The 23315-nt window shown below is 37.7% G+C and carries 18 protein-coding genes; 7 read left to right on the top strand and 11 right to left on the bottom strand.

Features of this window, described 5'->3' with window-relative positions; genetic code table 11:
* Positions 1-245 precede the first annotated feature (245 nt).
* The 4 genes from arcC to fdrA form a co-directional block, all read right to left on the bottom strand.
* Complete coding sequence (arcC, locus tag ACFFIS_RS17225) at positions 246-1184, bottom strand: carbamate kinase (RefSeq protein WP_390188509.1); 939 nt, start codon at positions 1182-1184, stop codon at positions 246-248.
* Positions 1169-2080 carry an oxamate carbamoyltransferase subunit AllH family protein gene (locus ACFFIS_RS17230; RefSeq protein ID WP_390188510.1) on the bottom strand — a complete coding sequence of 304 codons (912 nt, stop codon included), beginning with the start codon at positions 2078-2080 and terminating at the stop codon, positions 1169-1171. The genes arcC and ACFFIS_RS17230 overlap by 16 nt, the downstream gene beginning before the upstream one ends.
* Positions 2081-2093: 13 nt before the next feature.
* Positions 2094-3356, bottom strand: a complete 1263-nt coding sequence (locus tag ACFFIS_RS17235; protein ID WP_390188512.1) for a YlbE family protein — start codon at positions 3354-3356, stop codon at positions 2094-2096.
* A gap of 95 nt (positions 3357-3451) precedes the next feature.
* Positions 3452-5200 (bottom strand): acyl-CoA synthetase FdrA, encoded by a 1749-nt coding sequence (gene fdrA / locus ACFFIS_RS17240; protein ID WP_390188513.1) that lies wholly within the window; start codon positions 5198-5200, stop codon positions 3452-3454.
* A 368-nt stretch (positions 5201-5568) separates the two neighbouring features.
* Here fdrA and ACFFIS_RS17245 point away from each other — a divergent pair, with 368 nt between their 5' ends.
* A complete protein-coding gene (locus tag ACFFIS_RS17245) occupies positions 5569-6429 on the top strand; it encodes an alpha/beta hydrolase (protein WP_320379887.1) in 861 nt (286 codons plus the stop codon).
* A 97-nt stretch (positions 6430-6526) separates the two neighbouring features.
* Here ACFFIS_RS17245 and ACFFIS_RS17250 read toward each other — a convergent pair whose 3' ends face one another.
* The 4 genes from ACFFIS_RS17250 to ACFFIS_RS17265 form a co-directional block, all read right to left on the bottom strand.
* Positions 6527-6733, bottom strand: coding sequence for an alpha/beta-type small acid-soluble spore protein (locus tag ACFFIS_RS17250; protein ID WP_320379888.1), 207 nt, complete (start codon positions 6731-6733; stop codon positions 6527-6529).
* Between the two features lie 164 nt (positions 6734-6897).
* The gene (locus tag ACFFIS_RS17255) at positions 6898-7860 is read right to left on the bottom strand and encodes a dipeptidase (protein ID WP_390188514.1); all 963 of its coding nucleotides are present in this window, start codon (positions 7858-7860) and stop codon (positions 6898-6900) included.
* Positions 7861-7983: 123 nt separating this feature from the next.
* Positions 7984-8691 (bottom strand): gamma-glutamyl-gamma-aminobutyrate hydrolase family protein, encoded by a 708-nt coding sequence (locus tag ACFFIS_RS17260; RefSeq protein WP_320379889.1) that lies wholly within the window; start codon positions 8689-8691, stop codon positions 7984-7986.
* Positions 8692-8798: 107 nt separating this feature from the next.
* Entirely contained in the window at positions 8799-9851 is a 1053-nt protein-coding gene (locus ACFFIS_RS17265; protein WP_320379890.1) for an asparaginase, read from the bottom strand.
* A 349-nt stretch (positions 9852-10200) separates the two neighbouring features.
* Here ACFFIS_RS17265 and pflB point away from each other — a divergent pair, with 349 nt between their 5' ends.
* The 6 genes from pflB (at position 10201) to cydC (ending at position 20484) form a co-directional block, all read left to right on the top strand.
* Positions 10201-12444, top strand: a complete 2244-nt coding sequence (gene pflB / locus ACFFIS_RS17270) for a formate C-acetyltransferase (RefSeq protein WP_390188516.1) — start codon at positions 10201-10203, stop codon at positions 12442-12444.
* A 1025-nt stretch (positions 12445-13469) separates the two neighbouring features.
* Positions 13470-14195: a pyruvate formate-lyase-activating protein gene (gene pflA, locus ACFFIS_RS17275; RefSeq protein WP_320379891.1), complete on the top strand. Its 726-nt coding sequence runs from the start codon at positions 13470-13472 to the stop codon at positions 14193-14195.
* Between the two features lie 391 nt (positions 14196-14586).
* Entirely contained in the window at positions 14587-15987 is a 1401-nt protein-coding gene (locus tag ACFFIS_RS17280) for a cytochrome ubiquinol oxidase subunit I (protein WP_320379892.1), read from the top strand.
* Positions 15974-16990 (top strand): cytochrome d ubiquinol oxidase subunit II, encoded by a 1017-nt coding sequence (gene cydB, locus ACFFIS_RS17285; protein WP_320379893.1) that lies wholly within the window; start codon positions 15974-15976, stop codon positions 16988-16990. Before ACFFIS_RS17280 ends, cydB begins: the two co-directional genes overlap by 14 nt.
* The gene (gene cydD / locus ACFFIS_RS17290; protein ID WP_390188517.1) at positions 16990-18723 is read left to right on the top strand and encodes a thiol reductant ABC exporter subunit CydD; all 1734 of its coding nucleotides are present in this window, start codon (positions 16990-16992) and stop codon (positions 18721-18723) included. Before cydB ends, cydD begins: the two co-directional genes overlap by 1 nt.
* 6 nt (positions 18724-18729) lie before the next feature.
* Positions 18730-20484, top strand: coding sequence for a thiol reductant ABC exporter subunit CydC (cydC, locus tag ACFFIS_RS17295; RefSeq protein WP_390188670.1), 1755 nt, complete (start codon positions 18730-18732; stop codon positions 20482-20484).
* Between the two features lie 344 nt (positions 20485-20828).
* Here cydC and ACFFIS_RS17300 read toward each other — a convergent pair whose 3' ends face one another.
* The 3 genes from ACFFIS_RS17300 to ACFFIS_RS17310 form a co-directional block, all read right to left on the bottom strand.
* On the bottom strand, positions 20829-21362 hold the full coding sequence (locus ACFFIS_RS17300; protein ID WP_390188518.1) for a chromate transporter: 534 nt from the start codon (positions 21360-21362) through the stop codon (positions 20829-20831).
* Positions 21359-21916: a chromate transporter gene (locus ACFFIS_RS17305; protein ID WP_320379895.1), complete on the bottom strand. Its 558-nt coding sequence runs from the start codon at positions 21914-21916 to the stop codon at positions 21359-21361. Before ACFFIS_RS17305 ends, ACFFIS_RS17300 begins: the two co-directional genes overlap by 4 nt.
* 437 nt (positions 21917-22353) lie before the next feature.
* Positions 22354-23307, bottom strand: a complete 954-nt coding sequence (locus ACFFIS_RS17310; RefSeq protein ID WP_320380601.1) for an agmatinase family protein — start codon at positions 23305-23307, stop codon at positions 22354-22356.
* Positions 23308-23315 lie beyond the last annotated feature (8 nt).

A 23315-nucleotide genomic window follows, 5' to 3' on the forward strand; every position in this document is an offset into this window, starting at 1 on the left:
CATTAAACAAATAGAGTTTTCATTGACTATGCGTCCTTCACTTATCATTTTTTAACCCACCTGGAAACTCTTGATCTAGGGCGGGATGTTAGTGAGTTTAAGCTGCATACAAACCTTTATAATCATGATGTGGAGGGTGTTAAAATATCATACCGGATACAGCCGATTGACTCCTCATTTTTCATTACATATAAAGATGGTATTAGTAGCTACATGGGTATGCAGACTAATACCATATCGATTTATTAATTATGAACTTGTGTTCCGGCTTTACCTTCCATTGCTAAATCCGCTTCCTCAAGTGAGCAAATAATTGCTTTGCCACCTAGTTCTGCAAATTTAATAGCAGCTTCCATTTTAGGACCCATGCTACCTGCTGAGAATTGGCCTTCAGCTTGGTATTTTTTCGCTTCTTCTAACGAGATATTACCAAGAGCTTTTTGGTCTGGTTTACCATAGTTTACGTACACATTTTTAACATCTGTCAGTACCATGAATGTGTCTGCTTTCGTTTCAATAGCTAAACGGAAACCACTACGGTCCTTATCGATAACGGCTTCAACACCTTTGTATGTACCGTCTTCATTTTTCACAACTGGAATTCCGCCGCCACCACAAGCGACAACAATTGCATCAGATTCTACTAAACGTTTAATAGTAGGTGCGTCAACGATAGACTGTGGCATAGGTGAAGGAACAACACGTCTCCAACCACGACCAGCATCTTCTTTCACTACCCATCCTTTATCTTCCGCTAATTTCTTTGCTTCTTCTTCTGCGTAAAAGACACCAATTGGTTTATCAGGATTTTGAAACGCAGGGTCATCTAATGACACTTCAGTTTGCGTTAAAATTCCTACAACATCACGATCAAGACCTGCTTTACGTAGCTCGTTTTTCAATGTTTGCTCCATCATATAACCAATGAACCCTTGGGATTCTGCACTACAAACATCTAGTGGTAATGCAGGAACAACTGCTTTTGCTTCTTCATTTTGTCGTAAAATATTTCCGACCTGTGGCCCGTTACCATGTGTAATAATTACTTTATGACCTTGTTTTGCAATACGTGCGATTACTTCACTACTTTTGCGTACATTTTCTAGTTGATTTTCATACGTCGCTTCTTGTCCTGGTTGTAAAATGGCATTTCCACCAAGAGCGATAACTACTTTTTCTGACATACTTGTTTCCTCCTCCATGCTAGTAAGCCTAGTAAAATTCCAAAAATCGTATCCACACCAGAACTATGACCAACCTCTAATAAGCGTTCTAACGATGTCTCTAATTGTGCTTCATCATGAATTAAATCATGCATCACTTGCGTAACAGTCCTACTAAACTGACCGTGTACCGCATAATATAAATATTCTTTTGCTACATCGGTTGTAATAGACTCATTTTCTACTAAAGATAAAACAGTTTTTGGAAAAGTAGAAGTGAAAGCATGACTTGCAGCATGTACAGCTAATAAGCCAACAACATGATCATCTCCTGAAGGTGTAAGCCCTTTTCCTCTTCCTAACACATATCGAAGTGCTGCTTCAGACTTCATTTTATCTTTAGCAAATAACGTTTCCGCTAGTTTTTCTAATTGATTTGCTGTTTCGTTCATTTCTAGTCGGTTTGCTTGTAAATAATTTAAAACAAATGATTCAATTGATAGATCTAGGCCAGTCTTTGTGTCATCATCGTTTAATAACGTTGCTAATACAGTTTCTAAACGTGTACACATTTCACTTATTCTTCCTCTTTCATGCATCGTACAATCATAGACATTTGCCTTTTCAAAAGATACTATCAGTTCACCATCATTAAAAATGAGTGTTTGTTGTTCGTTTATCCATTTCACTGGGAATTGGCTGTTTTTCTCTACTAATAAATCGTAATACTTATCTTTTGCAAGATGTGCACCAAATGGTAGTTTTCCATTTTTTGTTGTTCCGATAAATAATAATCGATTGCCCATCTTAATGTTTAATCCGTTATTAAATACACTATGGATAAAGCCGGTGTCATTGTTAGAAAGTAAAAGAGGAATATTATGTGCATATTCCTCTATATAAATAGTTTTGTTCATTTTGTTCATTTCTTTAGATTAGGCCAAGTTTTTTAGCATATGCTTCTAATGCTTTTTCAAAACATTCCTTCGGTGCACGTACTGTACCTGCTCCAACTTGTCCAACTCCAGCTTCTTTATGAGCAATACCAGTATTTATAACTGGTTCGATACCTGTTTCAACAACTTTACGAGCATCGATTCCGAGACAAGCACCTTGGAAATCCCATGTAGGAATCGTAAAGTTACTATTTTGTCCCATACAAATTTCGCTCATTTCGTCGCTTGTTTTAAGTGCATCTTGGAAACCACCAGCACCAACAAAACGTGTAACACCTGGAGCTGCAATCATTGCCATACCACCGACACCAAATGTTTCTGTAATTGCACTATCACCGATATCTGGGTTTGCATCATCTTGGGAATATCCTGTGAAGAATAGTCCTTCTGGTGTATTTACCGGCGCAGTAAACCATTCGTCACCCATACCGCTAATACGAATACCAAAGTCTTTCCCATTACGGCACATTGCTGTAACGACAGTACCTTCTTCAATTGTTCTTGCACCATCCATTACGGCTTTACCTGTTGCCATGGCAATATTTAAGAAGAACTGATCTGTATCAGCTAAAAATTGAATAACATCTTTTTGATCTTTATCATCCATTTCAAGTTGAACAATATATGGGCTAATTTCTTTTAAGAAAATTAAGGACGCAGCAATATTACGTTGGTGGAATTCATCTCCCATTGTAATTGCTTTAGCAATCATTACATTTAAGTTCAAACCATCTTCTGTAAGTTTTAGAGCTCTTGCAATGGTCGGACCTAGAACATCCTTCATCCAGTGTAGACGGTTGACTACTTCTTCGGAGTATGCACCAAAACGAAGTACTTTTCCGATACCTTCGTTCATAATACAATAGGCTTCATTACCTTCAGAACGATTTTCAACAACGAATACTGGCATGTTAGCTGATGTAATTCCCCCCATTGGACCTACAGCGTTAACATGGTGACAAGGGATGAATGTTACTTCTCCATTTTCAAGCATGTTGCGAACTTCTTCTTCTGTTTCAGCCCAGCCTTCAAATAGGCCAGCGCCGACACATGATCCTTGCATTGGTCCTGTCATGTCTTCCCATTTAATCGGTGGACCTGCATGTAACAATACTTTTCCATTATTTAATTCATCTATTTTATCTTTTGCAGGTACAACATCAATTAGAAAAGGAGCAGAATTTACGATTTTTTCAACAACTGCTTCGTTTGCTTCTGTAACCGAATTGTATTTCATATTCATTTCCTCCTAGTGTTTTATAGGGAGCTGGATTCATATGTTGTTTCGCATAGGAATCCAGCAGCAACATCATTCATAACTTCGTTTACTTTTTATTTAAGTAAGTTCAAGATTTTTCTCATTTTTTCATTTCCGCCAGCAACTGGTCTCCAGTCGTATTGTACGACACGGCCACCGTAAGCTATAATTGCATCCGTGAAACTCTTTAATCCTACGTTAATAATGCTTGGCTTATTATTTAGTAGATTTATAATTTCCTCAGAGACAGTTAAATCGAAATCTTTCACTTCCCCTTCATAAGGAACAAGTACTTTGTTAGGATCTTCTAATTTAAGACCTACAATATTTAAAGCAGTACGTACTGCTTGGTTATTGCTATCTTTTACGATAATTCCAGCATCAATTAATTTTTTACGTTGGTCACTATAGCTTTGTGGATCATTTGTTGTACCACAAACAGATGCGACAACATGTAATGTTCTACCTTGATCTTTTGCTTTTGCAATTGCTTTTTGAATATATGGAAGTAAAGCACTTGCCATATCATCATGTGACCCATAGCCAAGTACGAAATCAAGGACAACTACAGCTGTGCTTGGATCATCTGCGGCTTGCTCAATAAAACGTGCTCTTGTTTCTGGATCGATCATTGGGTGTGGTTTACCTTGTGTATATTTGTCATCTCCAAGGTCAACAACTTCATACCCATCTTGTTTGAGGACATAACCATCTACGTTTGTAATATGACTACCTAAACCAAGTGCATCAGAAATTAAGACAGCTGTTTCAGAAGCTAATGTACCACCGGAAAATAATCCTTTAATTGTCTTTTGGCCTTCTGCAAGTTCAGCATGATCCACTGAATAATCTCCGTCAGCATAGTTTTCTCTTATATCATTTTTCTTCGCTAAATCTACTGCGATTAATGCTGTTTCTTCTAATGTATACGCCTGATAAATATTTCCTTCATGCTTAGTTGGCTTTTCACCAAGGAAGATAGCTACTACAGGTTTTGTTAAACTTTGAAGAAGTGCTTCTACTTCTTTACGTACTGACTCTGCTGGCGGCTTAGAAATAACAACAATAATTTCTGTTTGATTATGATTTTCTAATGCTTTAATTCCGTCCATCATCGTAATCGCACCAATTGGTTCTTTTAAGTCACGTCCACCTGTACCAATTGCGTGGCTTACACCTTCACCTGAACGATCAATAATAGCTGTTACTTCTTGAATACCTGTTCCAGATGCACCCACAATGCCGATACGCCCTTTATTTACAACATTAGCAAATGCCATCGGTATCCCATCTAAAATTCCAGTACCACAGTCAGGTCCCATAACGAGTAAACCTTTTTCATGTGCCTTTTGCTTTAATGCAACTTCATCTTCCATGGACACGTTATCACTGAATAAGAAAGTGTGAAGTCCCATATCTAGTGCTTGATGCGCTTCTTCTGCAGCATATTGTCCTGGTACAGAAATGAGTGCTACATTTGCATCTGGTAATGCTTTTTTCGCACGATCCCAAGTACGTACAGTTTCAAATGTTTCAGACCCACCACTAATGGATTGATCTTGTAAATATTGGTCAACTTTCTCCAATACTTCTTCTACTTTTCCAGCATCATCTGTATCCAATACAATCGCCATGTCGTTAGATTCAGCTGTCTCTAATTCTTTCGTGTATAATCCTGCACCTTTAAAAATATCTTTGTTTGCAGGTGTTCCCATCATAATTTGTACTTTGTTTACTCCATCTGTAGCAGCCACTGCATTAGTTAGGAGCATAAGGTTAATAGAATCTTGATAAGAATTCTTTTTAATAATTGTATGAATCACCTTTATCACCTCGTGTAAGAATTTTAGTAATCGCGCGTGTCCAAACTTCTCATTGTAATGGTATTTGAACAAGCACTTATACGCCGTCTCGCTTCATAAATAATGGCGACTTTTTCTTTGTACACTTGGAGTATATAACAGGCTTCATTACAATCGAATAAAATTGAAAGTGTTTACATTACAAAAACATAAAATTTTTGAACTAGCATGCTTTTCTAGTTATTTAACGTACTTACCCTATTAAAAAAACATTAAAAATAATCATTTTATCTTCCGTAGCTCCGTTTTTCATGTATCATTTATTACACACAGGAATTATATGATTACGAAATACGTACCGAACTAATAATAAAGGGGTGCAAACGATAATGAGTACTACATATGTATATAAAAAAGTAAATGATTGCGAAATAAAGGGAGATTTATACGCAGTTAAAGGGGAGCATGCACCTTTAATTGTTTATATTCATGGCGGTGGATTAGTTTGGGGCACAAAAAATGACATATTAAAAGAACAAATTTTATTATATAATGAAGCGGGCTACAACGTATTTTCCATTAATTATCGCTTAGCCCCAGAAGCAAAACTACCTGAAATTATAGAGGATATTGAAGACGCATTACATTGGGTAAAACATCAAACTGCATTCCATTTTGATCGTAGTCGTATCGGCGTAATTGGGGGTTCTGCGGGCGCATACCTTGCTTTAACAACAGGTACGTTAAGGGAAAAGCCAAATGTCATTGTTTCTTTTTATGGATATGGGGACATTCTTAGGGACTGGTATTTACAACCTAGTCCACATTATGTAAAAACAACGATGGTACCAGAAGCTTTAGCAAAACAATTAGTACAACCAAGCCAAATTTCTGAAGCACCGATTGAAAAAAGATATGCAATTTATTTATATTGCCGTCAACAAGGAAAGTGGTTAGATTATGTTACAAATGTAAATCCAGTTACGGAAAAAGAAACATTACTTAAGTATTGCCCAATTCACAAGATAGATGAGACATTTCCACCTACATTACTCTTACATGGTGATAGTGATGAAGATGTTCCTTACGAAGAATCTGTACGATTTGCGCAAGCGCTAGAAAAGGTCAATGTTCCTCACAACCTCATCACAATAAAAAATGGCAAACATGTTTTTGATCAAAACATGGGACAAAGCCGAGTAAAAGAAGCATATGAGGATGTATTGCACTTTTTAAAGCAATATGTATAAGTAAATGATGAAGTTATATCCGACAGTCGTTTTAACCTTAAGAAAAAAAGAGTTGCCTCTCACGTCGTTTACTCGACAATGAGGCAACTCTTTTTAGCTATTGGTCTTGATTAGCCATCGTTTCTTGGGCGATTTGGATCATTCGCTTTACCATCTCGCCACCCACCTTACCGTTATCACGTGCAGTTGTATCCGCTCCAAGTTCAATGTTCATCTCGTTTGCGATTTCTTCTTTTAAGTTGTTCACCGCATTTTCTGACCCTGGAACTAATAATTCGTTTGAATTACGATTACTGTCCGCCATCGGTGATCACTCCTTGTGGGATTGAACAAATATACTGTTCACGAAATTACTGCTAACCTATGCCATTTCGCTATTGAACAGAATAACCTGTTCATATATATCTTGTGAAAATCGTCCAATATGATTCATGGAAAAATGTAGGAACGTATTGTGTCCCACTATTCCTACTTACGAAGCAAATGTGGACGATGATCCAAGAAATTTTGCTGTGCAAATCCCTTTACATCTTCTTCCGAATATCTTTTAAGTAATTCATTGATTAAATTTTCATATTTTCCAGCATGTTCAAGGTCTTTCACATAGGTTGAAATCCCATCAAAATCAGATCCGAAACCAATTTGCTTTACACCGCCAAGCTCACATAAATAATCAATATGCTTTATTAAGTCATCAATTGTTGCAACTTCACTTCCTTTGTTTATAAACGGTGGATTGAAAACAACATGCATGAGTCCTTTTTTATCAAATAATGCTTTAATTTGATCATCATATAAATTACGTGGATGTTCACAAAGCGCTCGTACATTTGAGTGACTTGCAATTACAAAGTCTGCATGTTCCATAATATCCCAAAACCCTTTTACAGTGGAATGGGATACATCTGTGAACACGAGATGTTCATTATTTAATGCGACAACCTCTTTTCCAAATAAGGTTAAACCTCCACCGCGTGGCTCACCAGCACCGTCTGCACATAAATTTGCATTATTCCATGTTAAACCGAATGATAAAATACCTTCCCGATACAGTTGGCGAAGCCTCGTCAAATCATTACCAAACGGATCTGCACCTTCCAACGTTAAAACTGCGCCAATTTCTCCATCCTGTAAATCGTCAAAATCCGTCCATTTTTTTATATGTTTCATTTGCGGATGTTTTGCCAATACTTCTGTATGAAATAAATCGATTTGTTCTAATAAATGCTGCCATTTTTCATCCGAAGGAATGTCAGGTTCCAAAAACAGTGCAAAAAACTGTGTATAATACCTCCCTTTGTGTAATCGTTCGAGATTTGTATCAAGTTCTGGTCCATCTGTGAACGAAAGTGCTTGTTGATTGTAGTACTTTCCCCTTTTTGCTAATTGTAACTTATAAAGTGCATCACAATGTGCATCTAAAATCTTCATTTTTTTCGCCTCTTTTTATTTAACTAATTCGTATCGGTTTTTACTTTTTAAGCTATCTTGTTGCAAGACATTTTAAAAGTTTAGTTAAAACGTATCATTTAATTGCAATTTTTGACAACATATTTATTTACATGCTGCAATAAACCCTTCAAAAATTTTTATAGAAGCTTGGTCTCCGACTGGCATCATATTTTCTGGATGCCATTGTAAGCCAAGGACAAAATGATGTTTCGTACTTTCAACCGCTTCAATAACGCCATCATTCGCTTCTCCACTTACTTGAAGTGGTGCAACTACGTTTCGATTTGCTTGATGATGGCGACTATTAACTCGAAGTTTTTGACTACCAGTTAATCGGTGTAACAAACTTCCATCTGCTACATGAACAAAGTGTGAACCATGTCCCTGTGGCGCTTTTTGACTATGTTGTAATAGTTGCCTGTCTATTTGCGCATAAATATCTTGGTACATATCTCCACCAGCAGCAATATTTAAAATTTGACACCCTCGACAAACACCAAGAATTGGTTTATCTTGCTTCAACATTTCTTTAATAAGCGCCATTTCAAAAGCATCTCGCGTAGGAATGATTGTCCCCAGTTTTGGGTGTGGCTCTTCGTCAAAAAGTGTTGGGTCAATATCATACCCACCTGTTAGGTACAATCCATCCAATTTTTCAGCAATTGCATACACATCCGCTTCTGTCATAAAATGTGGTAGCATGACTGGCAGACCCCCAGCATGCATGATTGCCTTTACATTATCATTCGCAACCATGTAATACGATTCATCTACTTCCATTGACGATGATATTCCGATAATTGGTTTCAACACACTCTCCCCCATCCATTTCAATTTTAAAAACTATTCGTAAAGTGAAGTGCTATTATTACAGATGTACCTAGCATCGCTCCCCTACGATTTCACGATAAAACAGATTACGATATCCCCCATGTATGCAATACCCCTTTTTCAATATGTAATGAGAAATGAGCTTGAATGGTGCCAATCGTTTCATCTCGTGCATTTTTAACTGGTGCTTCATGATAATGGGCTAACTTATCCCAGATGACATCATTTCCGATTTGTAATTGATGCAATACTTCCATCGTTGCAACAGTTGTTGCCCTCGCATTACCATCTGCAACTTTAATTGCGACACCAATTCCCGTTTCCTTATCCCCAAAACAATGCACACCTTCTGCACCACCTTTTGCAACAACTCTTCGATTAAAAGCTTGCATCAAATCCGTATCAAATTGTTTTGTACCCGCAACCATTTCCGGAAACATTGTCATCGCCTGACAAACACGGTGTAAGGATTTTTTCCGTTGGTCATTGTCAGTAAGCCAAACTTCCGGTTTCGCAAGTCTCGCATAAGCAAGTGCAACATGCTCTAATGGCATACGATGTACAGGAACACCACAACCATCGACTGACATACCAATTGATTTACACTCAATATCGGCGACCTCCGCAATTACTTCTAATATTTGTTGCTGATATGGATGATTTATTTCTCGATATGTCGCAATGTCAAATCCTTGTTTTTTACAACCAACAAGCATTCCACTATGTTTTCCAGAACAATTACTATAAAGCGGATTTAATTGCTTTCCAGCACGGACTAATGCATCATAGCTTTTCATATCACGTGGCACATGGGTTCCGCATTGCAAATCATAAATTGTTAGTTGTAATTGATCTAATACATGTTGTACCGTTTCGCGATGAATCGGTTCTCCGATGTGACTTGCGCAAAATAGTGCTAACTCTTTTTCACTAAAATGAAAGCTATCCAATGCTCCTGATTCTACAATCGGCACGGCTTGAAAGGGCTTCATCGATGAACGAGCAAAGACTTGTTGCTTTGGATCCCCGTAATGAGCGAGTAAATCCCCTTCTGTATTTACGACCGCAACTGCAATTTCATGTGTACTTTCTAAATATTCACCACGGTAAACTTGAATGGGCTGCTTGCTACTAATCAATGTTATCTCTCCTACATTGTCACAGTTTTTCATCGGAAAACTTTCATGCAATTTTCAGATAAATAAATCGTAACATAATCAAAATTCATTGTCATTTCTAAATAATCATTTTCTATTACAATCCGATAACTCCCATCTGTTACACTACAAAAATGATTTGTATTAATACAGATGAGGTTGCTATAAAACCCTATAGAATCAATAGATTACCGGAAACAAATTGCACATTCATAAATTTGTTACATTTAAATCATGTTATTTATCTTCGCTGTGTTATACTAATGTTAGAGTAATTGTTCAGCATTTCACAAACTTACTCGAAGATCATTTAATATTAGGAGGTATTCCAATGTTAAAGAAACAACAAGCTTGGGCAGACTTTCGCAGTGGTAAATGGCAATCAGAAATTGATGTACGAGACTTTATTATGAAGAACTTTAATCCCTATGTAGGGGACGAATCATTTTTAGCTGAACCAACGGAAGCAACCCGTGAACTTTGGGATGAAGTAATGGAACTATCCAAACAAGAACGTGAAAATGGTGGCGTTCTTGATATGGATACAAAAATTGTTTCAACAATTACCTCACATGGACCAGGATACTTAGACAAAGAAAAGGAAAAAGTTGTCGGTTTTCAAACTGATAAACCTTTTAAACGTTCTCTTCAACCATTCGGCGGTATTCGCATGGCGGTAAACGCTTGTCATGCATATGGCTATGAAGTAGATAAAGAAGTAGAACATACCTTTACTGCATATCGCAAAACACATAACCAAGGTGTATTTGATGCATATACACCTGAAATGAGATTAGCTAGAAAAGCAGGTATTATTACTGGTTTACCTGATGCTTATGGTCGTGGACGAATTATCGGCGACTACCGTAGAGTTGCTTTATATGGTGTCGATCGCCTTATTGCAGACAAAAAAATGCAATTAGAAATTACTGGTGGAAACGGTGTCATGTTAGAAAACGTGATACGTGATCGCGAAGAAATCACGGAACAAATTCGCGCACTTCATGAATTAAAAGAAATGGCCATGTCTTACGGCTTCGATATTTCTAAACCAGCAACAAATGCACATGAAGCATTTCAATGGCTCTATTTTGCTTACCTTGCAGCCATCAAAGAACAAAATGGAGCAGCGATGAGTCTTGGACGTGTATCTACTTTTTTAGATATTTATATCGAAAGAGATTTACAAAACGCCCTTTTAACAGAAGCAGAAGCGCAAGAATTGGTTGACCATTTTGTTATGAAACTTCGTTTAGTTAAATTTGCACGGACGCCAGATTATAATGAATTGTTTAGCGGCGATCCAACTTGGGTAACAGAATCAATTGCCGGAATGACAACAGATGGCACACCACTTGTAACGAAAAACTCATTTCGCTTCTTGCATACTTTAACAAATTTAGGTCCTGCTCCTGAGCCAAACTTAACTGTACTTTGGTCGGAGCATCTACCAGATAAATTCAAACGTTATTGTGCGAATGTTTCAATTGAAACAAGTTCCATTCAATATGAAAACGATGATATTATGCGTGATATTTATGGTGATGATTACGGAATTGCCTGCTGTGTATCTGCCATGACGATTGGTAAACAAATGCAATTCTTTGGAGCACGAGCAAATTTAGCAAAAGGTCTCTTGTATGCGATTAATGGTGGGGTTGATGAAAAGTTACTTATTCAAGTTGGACCTAAATATGCACCAATTACTTCTGAATATCTAGATTATGATGAAGTCATGGAAAAATATGATACAGTCCTAGATTGGCTTGCAGGACTTTATGTTCATACATTAAACGTTATCCATTTCATGCATGATAAATATAGTTATGAACGAATTGAAATGGCATTACATGACCAAACAATTTTACGTACAATGGCTTGTGGTATTGCTGGATTATCGGTAGTTGCTGACTCACTTAGTGCCATCAAGCATGCAAAAGTAAAAGCAATTCGTGATGAAAATGGCTATGCCGTTGACTTTGCAATCGAAGGAGATTTTCCTAAGTACGGCAACAATGACGATAAAGTTGATGAAATTGCGGTAGATATCGTGAAAAACTTTATGAATAAAGTAAAGAAACATCCAACATATCGTGATGCTGTTCCAACACAATCTGTCTTAACGATTACATCGAATGTTGTTTATGGAAAGAAAACAGGTAACACACCAGACGGTCGTAAAGCCGGCGAACCATTCGCTCCAGGTGCAAACCCAATGCATGGTCGTGACAAAAAAGGTGCGCTAGCTTCATTAAGTTCCGTAGCAAAATTACCATATGATTATGCACTAGATGGTATTAGTAACACATTTTCAATTGTGCCGAAAGCGCTTGGTCGCGATGAAGATGATCGTAAAGTTAACCTTGCTGGCTTATTGGATGGATATATGATTAAAGGTGGGCACCATTTAAATATTAACGTCTTTAATCGGGAAACATTAATTGACGCGATGAATCATCCAGAAGAATATCCACAACTAACAATTCGTGTTTCAGGTTATGCCGTTAACTTTATTAAACTTACAAGAGAACAACAAATTGATGTCATTAATCGCACATTCCATGAAAGTCGGTAATGATTAAAGACTTTACAGATTCATTTTAATGATGTGAATAAAGGATATGAACAATACACTTTCTAAACTGTCCATATCCTTTTCACAAAAATCATCTTTTCAATAACCTTAACGCAGTTGACCCAAACTGTTCAGTAGTGAAAACTTGCCTTACTAATATCGCTCCGGAAAAACACTGCGCTTTCCGCGGGCGGCTGATGAGCCTCGGGCCAACAGGACGTTGGTCATGAAGGCGTAGCGACAGGACGTCGCGTTCTTAGCCTTCCATCCCTATGACGCACTGCGGGGTCTCACCTAGGCCGAGCGAAGAACACGACGTTCTAGTGTCGGCATTGGTCACAGGACGTGACCGATCTTAGCCGACCTCCCGCAGGACAAGGAATGCTTCGGCAGCATGACATCGTACGAGGAAAAGACGTTTTATCTTTTTCGAGTCTCCGTGTTTTTCCTCCGCTGGTGTAGGTATCTTTATCCAGAGCTGATTTTTTACTAGTTTATTGAATGGCATAGTTAAGAGCTGAAAATCTATTCCCCGTAGTGTAGTTTTTCGTAATAAGACTTACAAAGATTGACTCGCATAATCACGGCGGTTGTTTGGAGCGGAGGACCGTTGACTCCTCAAAAATGCAAAGACCGCATTTTATCGTGCGATGTTTTGCTATCGTAGATTTCCTTGTCCTGCGGGAAAAGCAACAGCTGAAAATCCCACAGGAATAAATTTAAGGAGGGCCGACTAAATACGGCCTTTGCGGCCAACGTCGGCATACCCCAATGTTGGGGCAAGGCAGGTTAATTTCGCAACGTCCTGTTGCAACACCTGCACTAGTACTTCCTGTACGTCGGAAGTTGAAGCGTTGCCCGCGGAAAGCAACGGTCCGTAGCGGAAAACAACCTAGCACGTTACGAGACAGTTTGGTTTTATTATTCATTTAATGAATAGTATACGAAAGAATTTTTTTATCACGATACTCAAGTAAATAAAACACCCTAACCAAAGTAACTTTGAAATTCGAGGAGGTATTACAATGATTGGTCGCGTTCATTCAATCGAAACATGTGGTACATTAGACGGTCCTGGTATTCGCTATATTGTGTTTTTACAAGGTTGCCCCCTACGTTGTCAATTTTGTCATAACCCAGATACATGGAAAATGGGCGATGGAAAACAAATGACAGTTGAAGAAATAGTTTCAGATATTAAATCATACCTCCCCTTTTTCAAAGCAACAAATGGCGGGGTAACCGTTAGTGGCGGAGAACCGCTCTTACAAATTAAGTTTCTAATTGCTCTATTTAAGGAACTAAAAAAGCTTGGTGTTCATACGGCGATTGACACAGCTGGAGGATGTTTCTCCCACTCTCCTACATTTTTAAATAACTTGGATGAACTACTTACACTAACTGATTTAGTTTTATTAGATTTAAAACAAATAGATTCCGCGAAGCACAAAGTATTAACTGGTATGCGCAATGATCATATTTTAGAGTTTGCTCGTTATTTATCTGACAAAAAAGTGCCAATGTGGATTCGCCACGTACTTGTTCCTGGTGGTTCTGATAATGATGCAGATTTAGAAAACCTTTCTACATTTATCAAAACATTAGATGCCGTGGAAAAAGTGGAAGTTCTCCCTTACCACAAACTCGGTGTATATAAGTGGGAAGCATTGGGTTATGCATACCCACTTCAGGGTATAGAACCACCTACAGAAGAACGTGTACAAAATGCAATGCAAATTTTAGGTTGTTAGTTTTAGTATGACAGAGGCAGGGGTCAGACCCTGCCTCAAGTAGCCTTTCTCCCTCCTCTTCCATCCTCACAAAAAAAACTTAACATTTTGTTCACATTTTCACATGTCGCGTCATCGTTGATTTGACGCGATTTATTTGCCTGTTCAATAATACGTCATGGAATCTTCAACTTTTTGTAACACTTTGTGAAAAACATAACAAGATTGTCGTATATAATATTAAGTAAGAATTATTATTAATTAAGTATAACATTTTGGAATTCACCTTTATCTTTAGGCATTCCAACATATGCATAGTGTTTATGTTATCAATATAAACGAGCTATTTTTAAATAACTTGTTTCATTATAAATCTTAAAGGATAAACCTTTGTAAAAGGAGAGGTCACGATATGGATCCACTTTGGATAGCTAGATTGCAATTTGCTTCAACAACTATTTTTCACTACTTTTTTGTTCCTGTTTCCATTGGCTTAGCGTTCATTATTGCAATCATGCAAACAATTTACGTCAAAAAAGGCGATGAAATGTATAAACGCATGACAAAATTCTTTGGACACCTGTTCTTAATAAACTTCGCAGTTGGCGTGGTAACTGGTATTCTTCAAGAATTTCAATTCGGTATGAACTGGTCAACTTATTCCCGTTTTGTAGGGGATGTCTTTGGACCATCGCTTGCTATTGAAGGCTTACTTGCTTTCTTTATGGAATCAACTTTTATCGGACTTTGGGTATTCGGCTGGGACCGTTTATCTAAACGTGTTCACTTAATATCGATTTGGCTCGTATCGATTGGTACGATGTTATCAGCATTTTGGATATTATCCGCTAACTCATTTATGCAAGCCCCTGTTGGCTATGAAATTGCCGCAGATGGCCGTGCTCAAATGAATGACTTTTTTGCGATTATTAAAAACCCGCAATTATGGGTACAATTCCCACACGTTCTAGTTGCAGCTCTTGCAACAGGGGCATTTTTAGTTGCTGGGATTAGCGCCTGGAAAATAGGGAAGAAGCACGATATTACGTTATTTAAAAAGTCATTTAAAATTGCCGTCATTGTTGCTGCAGTGTCTTCTTTATGTCTAATTATTACCGGACACCGTGAAGCACAACACTTAATTGAAACACAACCAATGAAACTTGCTGCAGCTGAAGCACTATGGGAAACAGCTGATCCAGCACCATTTACGGCCATTGCCCATATTGACACAGAAAACCAAGAAAATAAATTTGCTTTAGATGTACCATATGCATTAAGTTTTCTTTCATATAATAAATTCACTGGTCAAGTAAAAGGCCTACTCGATTTACAGAAAGAATATACTGCAAAATATGGCCCTGGTGACTATATTCCACCTGTTAAAACAACATTTTGGAGTTTTCGCACGATGGTGTTAAGTGCAGTTTTCATGGTTCTTCTCTCTTTATATGGTTGGATACAAACACGTAAAGATAAATTAGCCTCAAGTCCAAAATATTTAAAATTAATGCTTTGGGGCATGTCTCTACCGTTTATCGGCAATACTGCAGGATGGATTATGACAGAAATGGGTCGGCAACCGTGGGTTGTATTTGGTGTAATGAAAACAGAGGATGCAGTATCACCTTCTGTTACAGCAAATGAAGTACTATTTTCATTCATTTCCTTTACACTAATTTATGCCGTTTTAGCAGCTGTATCCATTTATTTATTTGTTCGTTTTATTAAAAAGAACGATCAGGGAGATAAAAAGGAAACAATCTCTACTGACCCGTTTGACAAGGAGGTAACCGAAGTTGTCCCTTCATGAGTTATGGTTTTTATTAATTGCTATTTTGTTTGCGGGCTTTTTTATACTAGAAGGATTTGATTTTGGTGTTGGTACGGTCGCGCGCTTTCTAGGTAAAAATGACCAGGAAAAACGTGTTTATATTAATACAATTGGACCTGTGTGGGATGCAAATGAAGTATGGCTAATCACTGCAGGTGGTGCGATGTTTGCAGCATTTCCACATTGGTACGCTACCATGTTTAGTGGCTTTTACATCCCACTAGTGTTTATGTTACTTGCACTTATTTTACGTGGAGTGGCCTTTGAATTCCGCGGCAAAGTGGATCATCCGAAATGGAGAAATCTTTGGGATTGGGCGTTATTTATCGGTAGTCTTCTCCCCCCTGTTTTATGGGGAGTTGTTATCGCCAACTTTATGACAGGAATGCCAATCAACGCCGATAAAGAAATGGTTGGTGGCTTCTTACAGTTCCTTCATCCATTTGCATTACTTGGTGGTGTGATGTTTTTACTTGTTTGTATCGTTCATGGTCTCCAGTTTATTACATTAAAAACAGAAGGAGAATTACAAGAGCGTGCCAGAGTCCTTGCTAAAAGATTAGCACCCGTTACGTTAATTGCCGTATTGGCATTTGCGATTATCGGTTTAATCAAAACAGATATTTTTACAAATCATGGAAATATGTGGATTGCGCTACCTATTTTAACATGGCTCGCATTATTAGCAGGTAGTATACTAAATGTGAAAAAAGCCGATGGTTGGGCATTTACGATGACAACTTTGACAATCTTATTTTTAAGTGCAAGTCTTTTCATCGGCATGTTCCCGAGAGTGATGATTAGTTCATTATCAGATGCGTATAGTTTAACCATCTATAATGCCGCATCTGGACCATACACATTAAAAGTAATGAGTTATGCAGCATTGACATTGTTACCGTTTGTCCTGGGCTATCAAGGGTGGAGTTATTATGTATTTCGTAACCGTGTTAAAAAGAAAGACCATCATCTCACATACTAATGAATAATCGACCAAAATTACCATCCTTCCCAGGGAGTAACATTGTTTATATTGGTTTAGCTTGTTTGACATTATTAGAAACAATCACTACCATTGCCCAAGCAGTTTTTTTAGCTCGGGCAATTACTTTTTTATTTCAAGGAGAAACAATAACAGCCGTTCTTTCGGATATTTGTTATTTCATTATCGTATTTGTATTACGACATTTGTTTTCCTTAATAAAAGATAAATGGATTGAGAGCTTTGCTGAAAAAATTGGTAACGAAAAACGGCAAGTGCTAGTGGAAACATATTTTAAACAAGGTCGCTCCTTTACGCAAAACTTTGGTACAGGGCGCCTGGTCACACTTGCAATAGAGGGTATCGACCAATTTAAACAGTATGTCATCATTGCGGTACCACGGATGATTCGTACGTTAATTATCCCAACACTACTCGTCATCTATATTTTTACGATTGATAAAGTGTCAGCCGTTATTTTAGTTGTCACCGTACCGATTATTGTTGTTTTTATGATTTTACTCGGGATGGCAGCACAAAAAATGGCAAATAGCCAATATGAAACATACCGAATTTTATCTAACCATTTCGTTGATTCTCTTAAAGGTTTAGAATCATTAACGTATTTAGGTCGAAGTAAGCAACATGAGAAAAAAATTGATAAGGTTAGCGATCAATATCGTCGTGCTACAAATCGGACATTACGTGTCGCTTTTTTATCGTCATTTGCGCTTGATTTCTTTACAAGTCTTTCGATTGCCTTTGTTGCTGTAGGACTTGGATTTCGCCTCATTGACGGTCATATCGATTTACTACCAGCCTTAACAATTTTAATTTTAGCACCAGAATATTTCTTACCTATTCGCCAACTCGGGAAAGACTTTCATGCTACATTAGATGGGCAAGTCGCGATGGAAGAAATAGAAAAAATCATTATTGAAAATCATAATGACCCAATAGATCCTGTACAAATTCATTGGAATTCTAACCGAACATTGCAAATTGAAAATATATCTGTCCATATAGATGAACAAACATTATTGCAAAATATTACGTTCTCAACAACAGGTAATCGTATTATCGGTATTGTTGGACCTAGTGGTGCAGGTAAATCAACACTTATTCATGTTTTAGCAGGATTCCTTCATCCAAACCAGGGCACAATGAAGATTCATACTGATGATAAAAATGTCATTACTTTGGCATCACTAAAAAATGAAAGTTGGCTAGAAAATATTGGTTATATCCCACAGCATCCATATATTTTCCCAACTTCACTCGCTAATAATATTCGTTTTTACATGCCCGATGCTACGGATGATATTGTAAACGATGTTGTAAAAAAAATTGGGCTTACTGATTTTGTCGCTTCTTTACCAAACGGAATACATGAGCCTATTGGCGAAGGTGGGCGTACATTAAGTGGTGGTCAAGAACAGCGTATCGCCATGGCACGCGTCTTATTAAGTAACAAACCTATCTTGCTACTAGACGAACCAACTGCTCATTTAGATATTGAAACTGAATATGAAATCAAACAAGTAATGCTTGAAATTTTCAAAGATAAATTAGTCTTTTTGGCAACACACCGCACACACTGGATGAAAGATATGGATCATATTCTAATGCTCGATCATGGCCATGTTGCTGCACAAGGTACGCACCATGACTTAATGGCCAAAAAAGGTGTGTACTACAAATTCATTTTAAACGAACATGTCGAAAGGATGTGATGGATGATGAAAAATTGGATCACGCCATATATGAAACAATTCAAGTTGCAATGGTTCCTAACGCTACTTTTCGGACTTTTAGGAATTGCATCTGGTGCTTTGCTTTTATTTACATCTGGTTATTTAATTTCTAAATCCTCACTGCGTCCTGAAAATGTCATGCTCGTTTACATTCCAATTGTTGCAGTAAGGGCTTTTAGTATTGGGCAGGCATTGTTTCCTTATTTAGAGAAACTTGTGAGTCATGATCTCGTATTACGTATTTTAGCGATGATGCGTACAAAATTGTATAAAATGGTAGAACCGCAAGCATTATTTCTTCAATCCCGTTATCAAACAGGTGACCTCTTAAGTGTACTTTCTGATGATATCGAACGATTACAAGATTTATTTTTACGAACCATTCTACCTAGCATCTTCAGTGTAATCATGTACACTGTTTTCATCGCAGTCATTGGTCTATTTGATATGACTTTTGCTATCATGATGGCCCTTGTGTTAGGGGTAATTGTTTTTCTTTCACCCTTCTTATCATTATTTTGGTTGCGCCGTTATCATATTAGCCAAAAGAAAGTGAAAAACCGTTTATATGAGCAATTAACAGATGCAATATTCGGTATAACGGATTGGCAAGCGAGTGGACGAACAGCTACCTTTTTAGAAGACTTTCGTGAAACAAATGCAGCTTTACAAGGATATGAGCGCAAATTACAAAATCGCCATCACATTCGTAGTGCCATAATTCAACTCGTAATTGGCATCGTCATGATGAGCGTTTTAATATGGTCAAGTATCCAAGTCGGGGAAGGCGTTTTTGCCCCAACTATGATTGCAGCCTTTACACTGATGATTTTAAATATTACCGATGCACTTGTTCCGATTTCCGATGCAGTTGAACATTACCCATTATATGTCGATTCGATTAAACGAATTAATCAGATTCAAGATGGTGAATTTTTAATGGATCGTACACCTCTTGATGCACAAAAAATAAATAACAAGAAGCTAGAAAATACCTTTGTAGAGACGAATAAAGTAAATATAAAAATAGATCATGTACACTACCATTATCCGCATACAGATAAAACTGTATTACAGGACTTCACACTAGCAATACCAGCTGGAGAAAAGTTAGCAATTTTAGGTAAAAGCGGAACAGGTAAATCTACGTTACTCAAATTATTAACAGGCATGATTTTACCAGACAAAGGTGTCATCACGATAAATGAAAAAAAGGCTAGTCCTGAATTTTTGTCTACTTACATCAGTGTCTTTAATCAAAAGCCTCATTTATTTGATACGACGATTGGGAATAATATTCGAATTGGAAAACCAGACGCAACGGACGAAGAAGTTTGGGATGTGATAGAGCAGGCACAATTAACAAGTCTTGTTTCTTCATTGCCTCAAGGACTCGCCACACCTACTCGTGAAATGGGAAGTCGCTTTTCAGGTGGTGAACGTCAGCGTATCGCCTTTGCACGGGTTCTATTACAAAAAACACCCATCATTTTAGTCGATGAAGCTACGATAGGATTAGATCCAAAAACTGAACATGATTTAATCGAAACCATGCTGCACGCAACGAAAGATAAAACTGTCATTTGGGTTACACACCACTTGGCAAGTGTTGAAAAGATGGATCGTGTCATTTTCCTACAAGACGGAAATATAGCGATGGATGGATCACATGCAAAGTTACTCGAAACGAACGCCCGTTACCAGAAGTTATACGAAATGGATTACGGGATTCACAATTGAGTAAGTAAGTTTTAGAAGTTCAGTTAACAATAGCGTGCTAAAGTGCAGTTAGTGATTGCGGAACAAACTTGAAAGTCATTCATTACGAACATATTATCTTGGCTGAAGGTAAAACAAAAGCTAAGATGTAAATGAATCATCCATTGACTTTGGAACAGAATTAAAAATAAAACTGCGTGAATGTTTATAAACTGCAACTAACAATGAGTAGGGATTTAGGTACCTCCGCTCATTGTTAGTTGCATGAATTAAATTTTTACTCCTATTGATTCCTACTTTTTAAATCCTTGCATGATTGAAATGGGGTTCAGCGCCAGTTGACCTACAATAAAGGCTGTAGACGATTATTGTCCAAGAAAGATTGCTCCATACGTAAGTGCACCGAGAACTACCCAAACTGGACTCACCTTTTTCACTTCTAAAAAGAAATATCCTAGGATTCCAATCATTGCTGTATGCAATATTCCTACCCCTTCATACGAATGAAAAAAGAAATCGTACGTCATCACACCGAGTAACACAGCAATTGTCGGTCTTACAATTTGTGTAAGTCGCTTTACCTTGGGTGACGTTTTATATTTCATTAATAAACCTAATAACGCAATCATCATGATGAGGGATGGGGCAACAGATGCAAACACTCCGATTGTTGCACCTAACATACCACCTTGATCATAGCCAATATAGGCTGCAAGTTTCGTCGCAATCGGTCCAGGTAATCCGTTTCCCAAGGCAACCATTTCACTATATTCCTGGGTTGTAAACCATCCGTATCGATCAACTACCTCATGCTCTAAAAGCGGTATAGTTGCAGGTCCACCGCCATACCCTAATATATTTGCAACGAAATTTGCTAGGAAGATTTTCCAATAAATCATGACCCGCTCACCTCTCGCTTTTTATCTTTTGAAAAAAAAGCCGATCCAATGAGCGCAACGATTACGATTGCAGGATGAATTCCTAATAGTTCCATCGCCACCAAACTTATGACGGTGAAGATAATCGTTGAAAGCCACCCTAATCCCGTTTTTGATTTTTTAATAAAATCCCATGCTAATACACCAATCATAACCCCTGCAATTGGTAAGACACCTTGGGACATGCCGTGTACCCATGGTTTATCTTTATACGCATTTAATACTGTTAATAATAGAATCATTAAAAGTGCTGTTGGTAAAACTGTTGCAATAAGCGCATTGATCAATCCCCAAAACCCGGCAATCCGCCATCCAATATAACCGGCCATTTTTGTATTAATCGGGCCAGGTAAAGTATTAGAAAGTGCCAACACATCAGAGAATTCTTCATCATCCATCCATTTAAATTTGTGAACAACTTCGTTTTGCATAAGTGGAACAGCCGAAAGACCACCACCATAACCAAGCATACCAGCCCGAAAGAAGGCCATAAAAATATCCTTTTGTTGTCTCATTTTATCCCCAACCTTTTTTGTATTACCTGGTCCCCGTTTAAATGTATTCCTTACACATGCTCAGACGGGTGTTCATATATTTTTATTAGAAATATTACTTTATAACGTGATACTGTATTCCACAGGGCTTCGCACTTCTCCTACTGATGTCCGTTCATGATATTGGGCTTTTACTCGTAGTTCCCCCTCTTATTGTGCCCATTCCTCTAAATTTCCCAAATGGGCCTACAATAAGTTAACTTGCGATAAAATACGTTACAGTTTGTAGCCTATAACAATGGACATTCTTATGTCAAGCTCCCCCTGTTTGAAGTTCTGACAATTGCAGCTTCTTCATTTCAGAAATGAAGAAGTTTGGGGACATATTTAGTTTTTAAAAACAGCAAAATAGGGCGGAGTATCGAGATACCGCCCCATTTTGCTTGATTAATAAAAACTTAAACTTTTTGATCATAAACAGCTTTTCCGGCAAGTGCATATAATATGGCATACGTTACGAAATGTGAAGAATGGTCATTCGCGTCCTGTTGTGGATATACTTCAACATAATCTAGTCCGTGTATACCAAGTTTGGCAAACTCATAAATAAGTTCCAGTAATTCAAATGAAGTTAAACCATTTCCGTCAACTGGACCACCTGGATTGTAAGCAAAATCAAGGACATCACTACAAATACTTAAATAGACAACATCAACTTCCTTTTCAGCAATTTCATATGCGGCTTTTGCAATATCTTTTAAATTTCCCGCCTGACGAATATCACGAATCGTAATCGTTGTTGCCCCAACTTCTTGTGCGTATTTTCCAGTAATTGGCTCATTTCGCGGCCCATGAATCCCCATATGCACAATACTTTCATTACGTACATGCTCATTTTCATATAATCGGTGAAACGAGGTATTCCGCGCATATCGTTCGCCTTCATATTGTTTATGATTATCGTAATGTGCATCCAAATGAATGATGCCAACTTTCCCTTGGATATGCTTTCCAAGCGCCTTTACAATCGGATACGTAATCGTATGGTCGCCACCAAATGCGATAGGAAACTTTCCCGACTTCCATACGTTTGTTGCAAACTCTTCAATCCGATGCATCGTTTCTTTTGCATGTGTAGGAACAATACTAACATCACCTACATCACCAATTGTATAATGCTCTAACACATCAATATGATCCAGTTCTGGAAGATATCCTGAATATCGTGCAGAATTTAAACGAATGACTTTTGGCCCCAATTCACAGCCCGTATAATCCCCCCATGTAACCGCACCTTCCCATGGAACACCATAAACGAGTATATCTGTTTTTTCTAGTTGCTTTTGATCATGAATATCAACGATGTTACTATTTAAAAAACAAGGTGTATTACCATAAATATGTTGTGTCAATTTCTCTC

The sequence above is a fragment of the Paracerasibacillus soli genome (assembly GCF_042432965.1).
Taxonomy (GTDB): Bacteria; Bacillota; Bacilli; order Bacillales; family Amphibacillaceae; genus Paracerasibacillus; species Paracerasibacillus soli.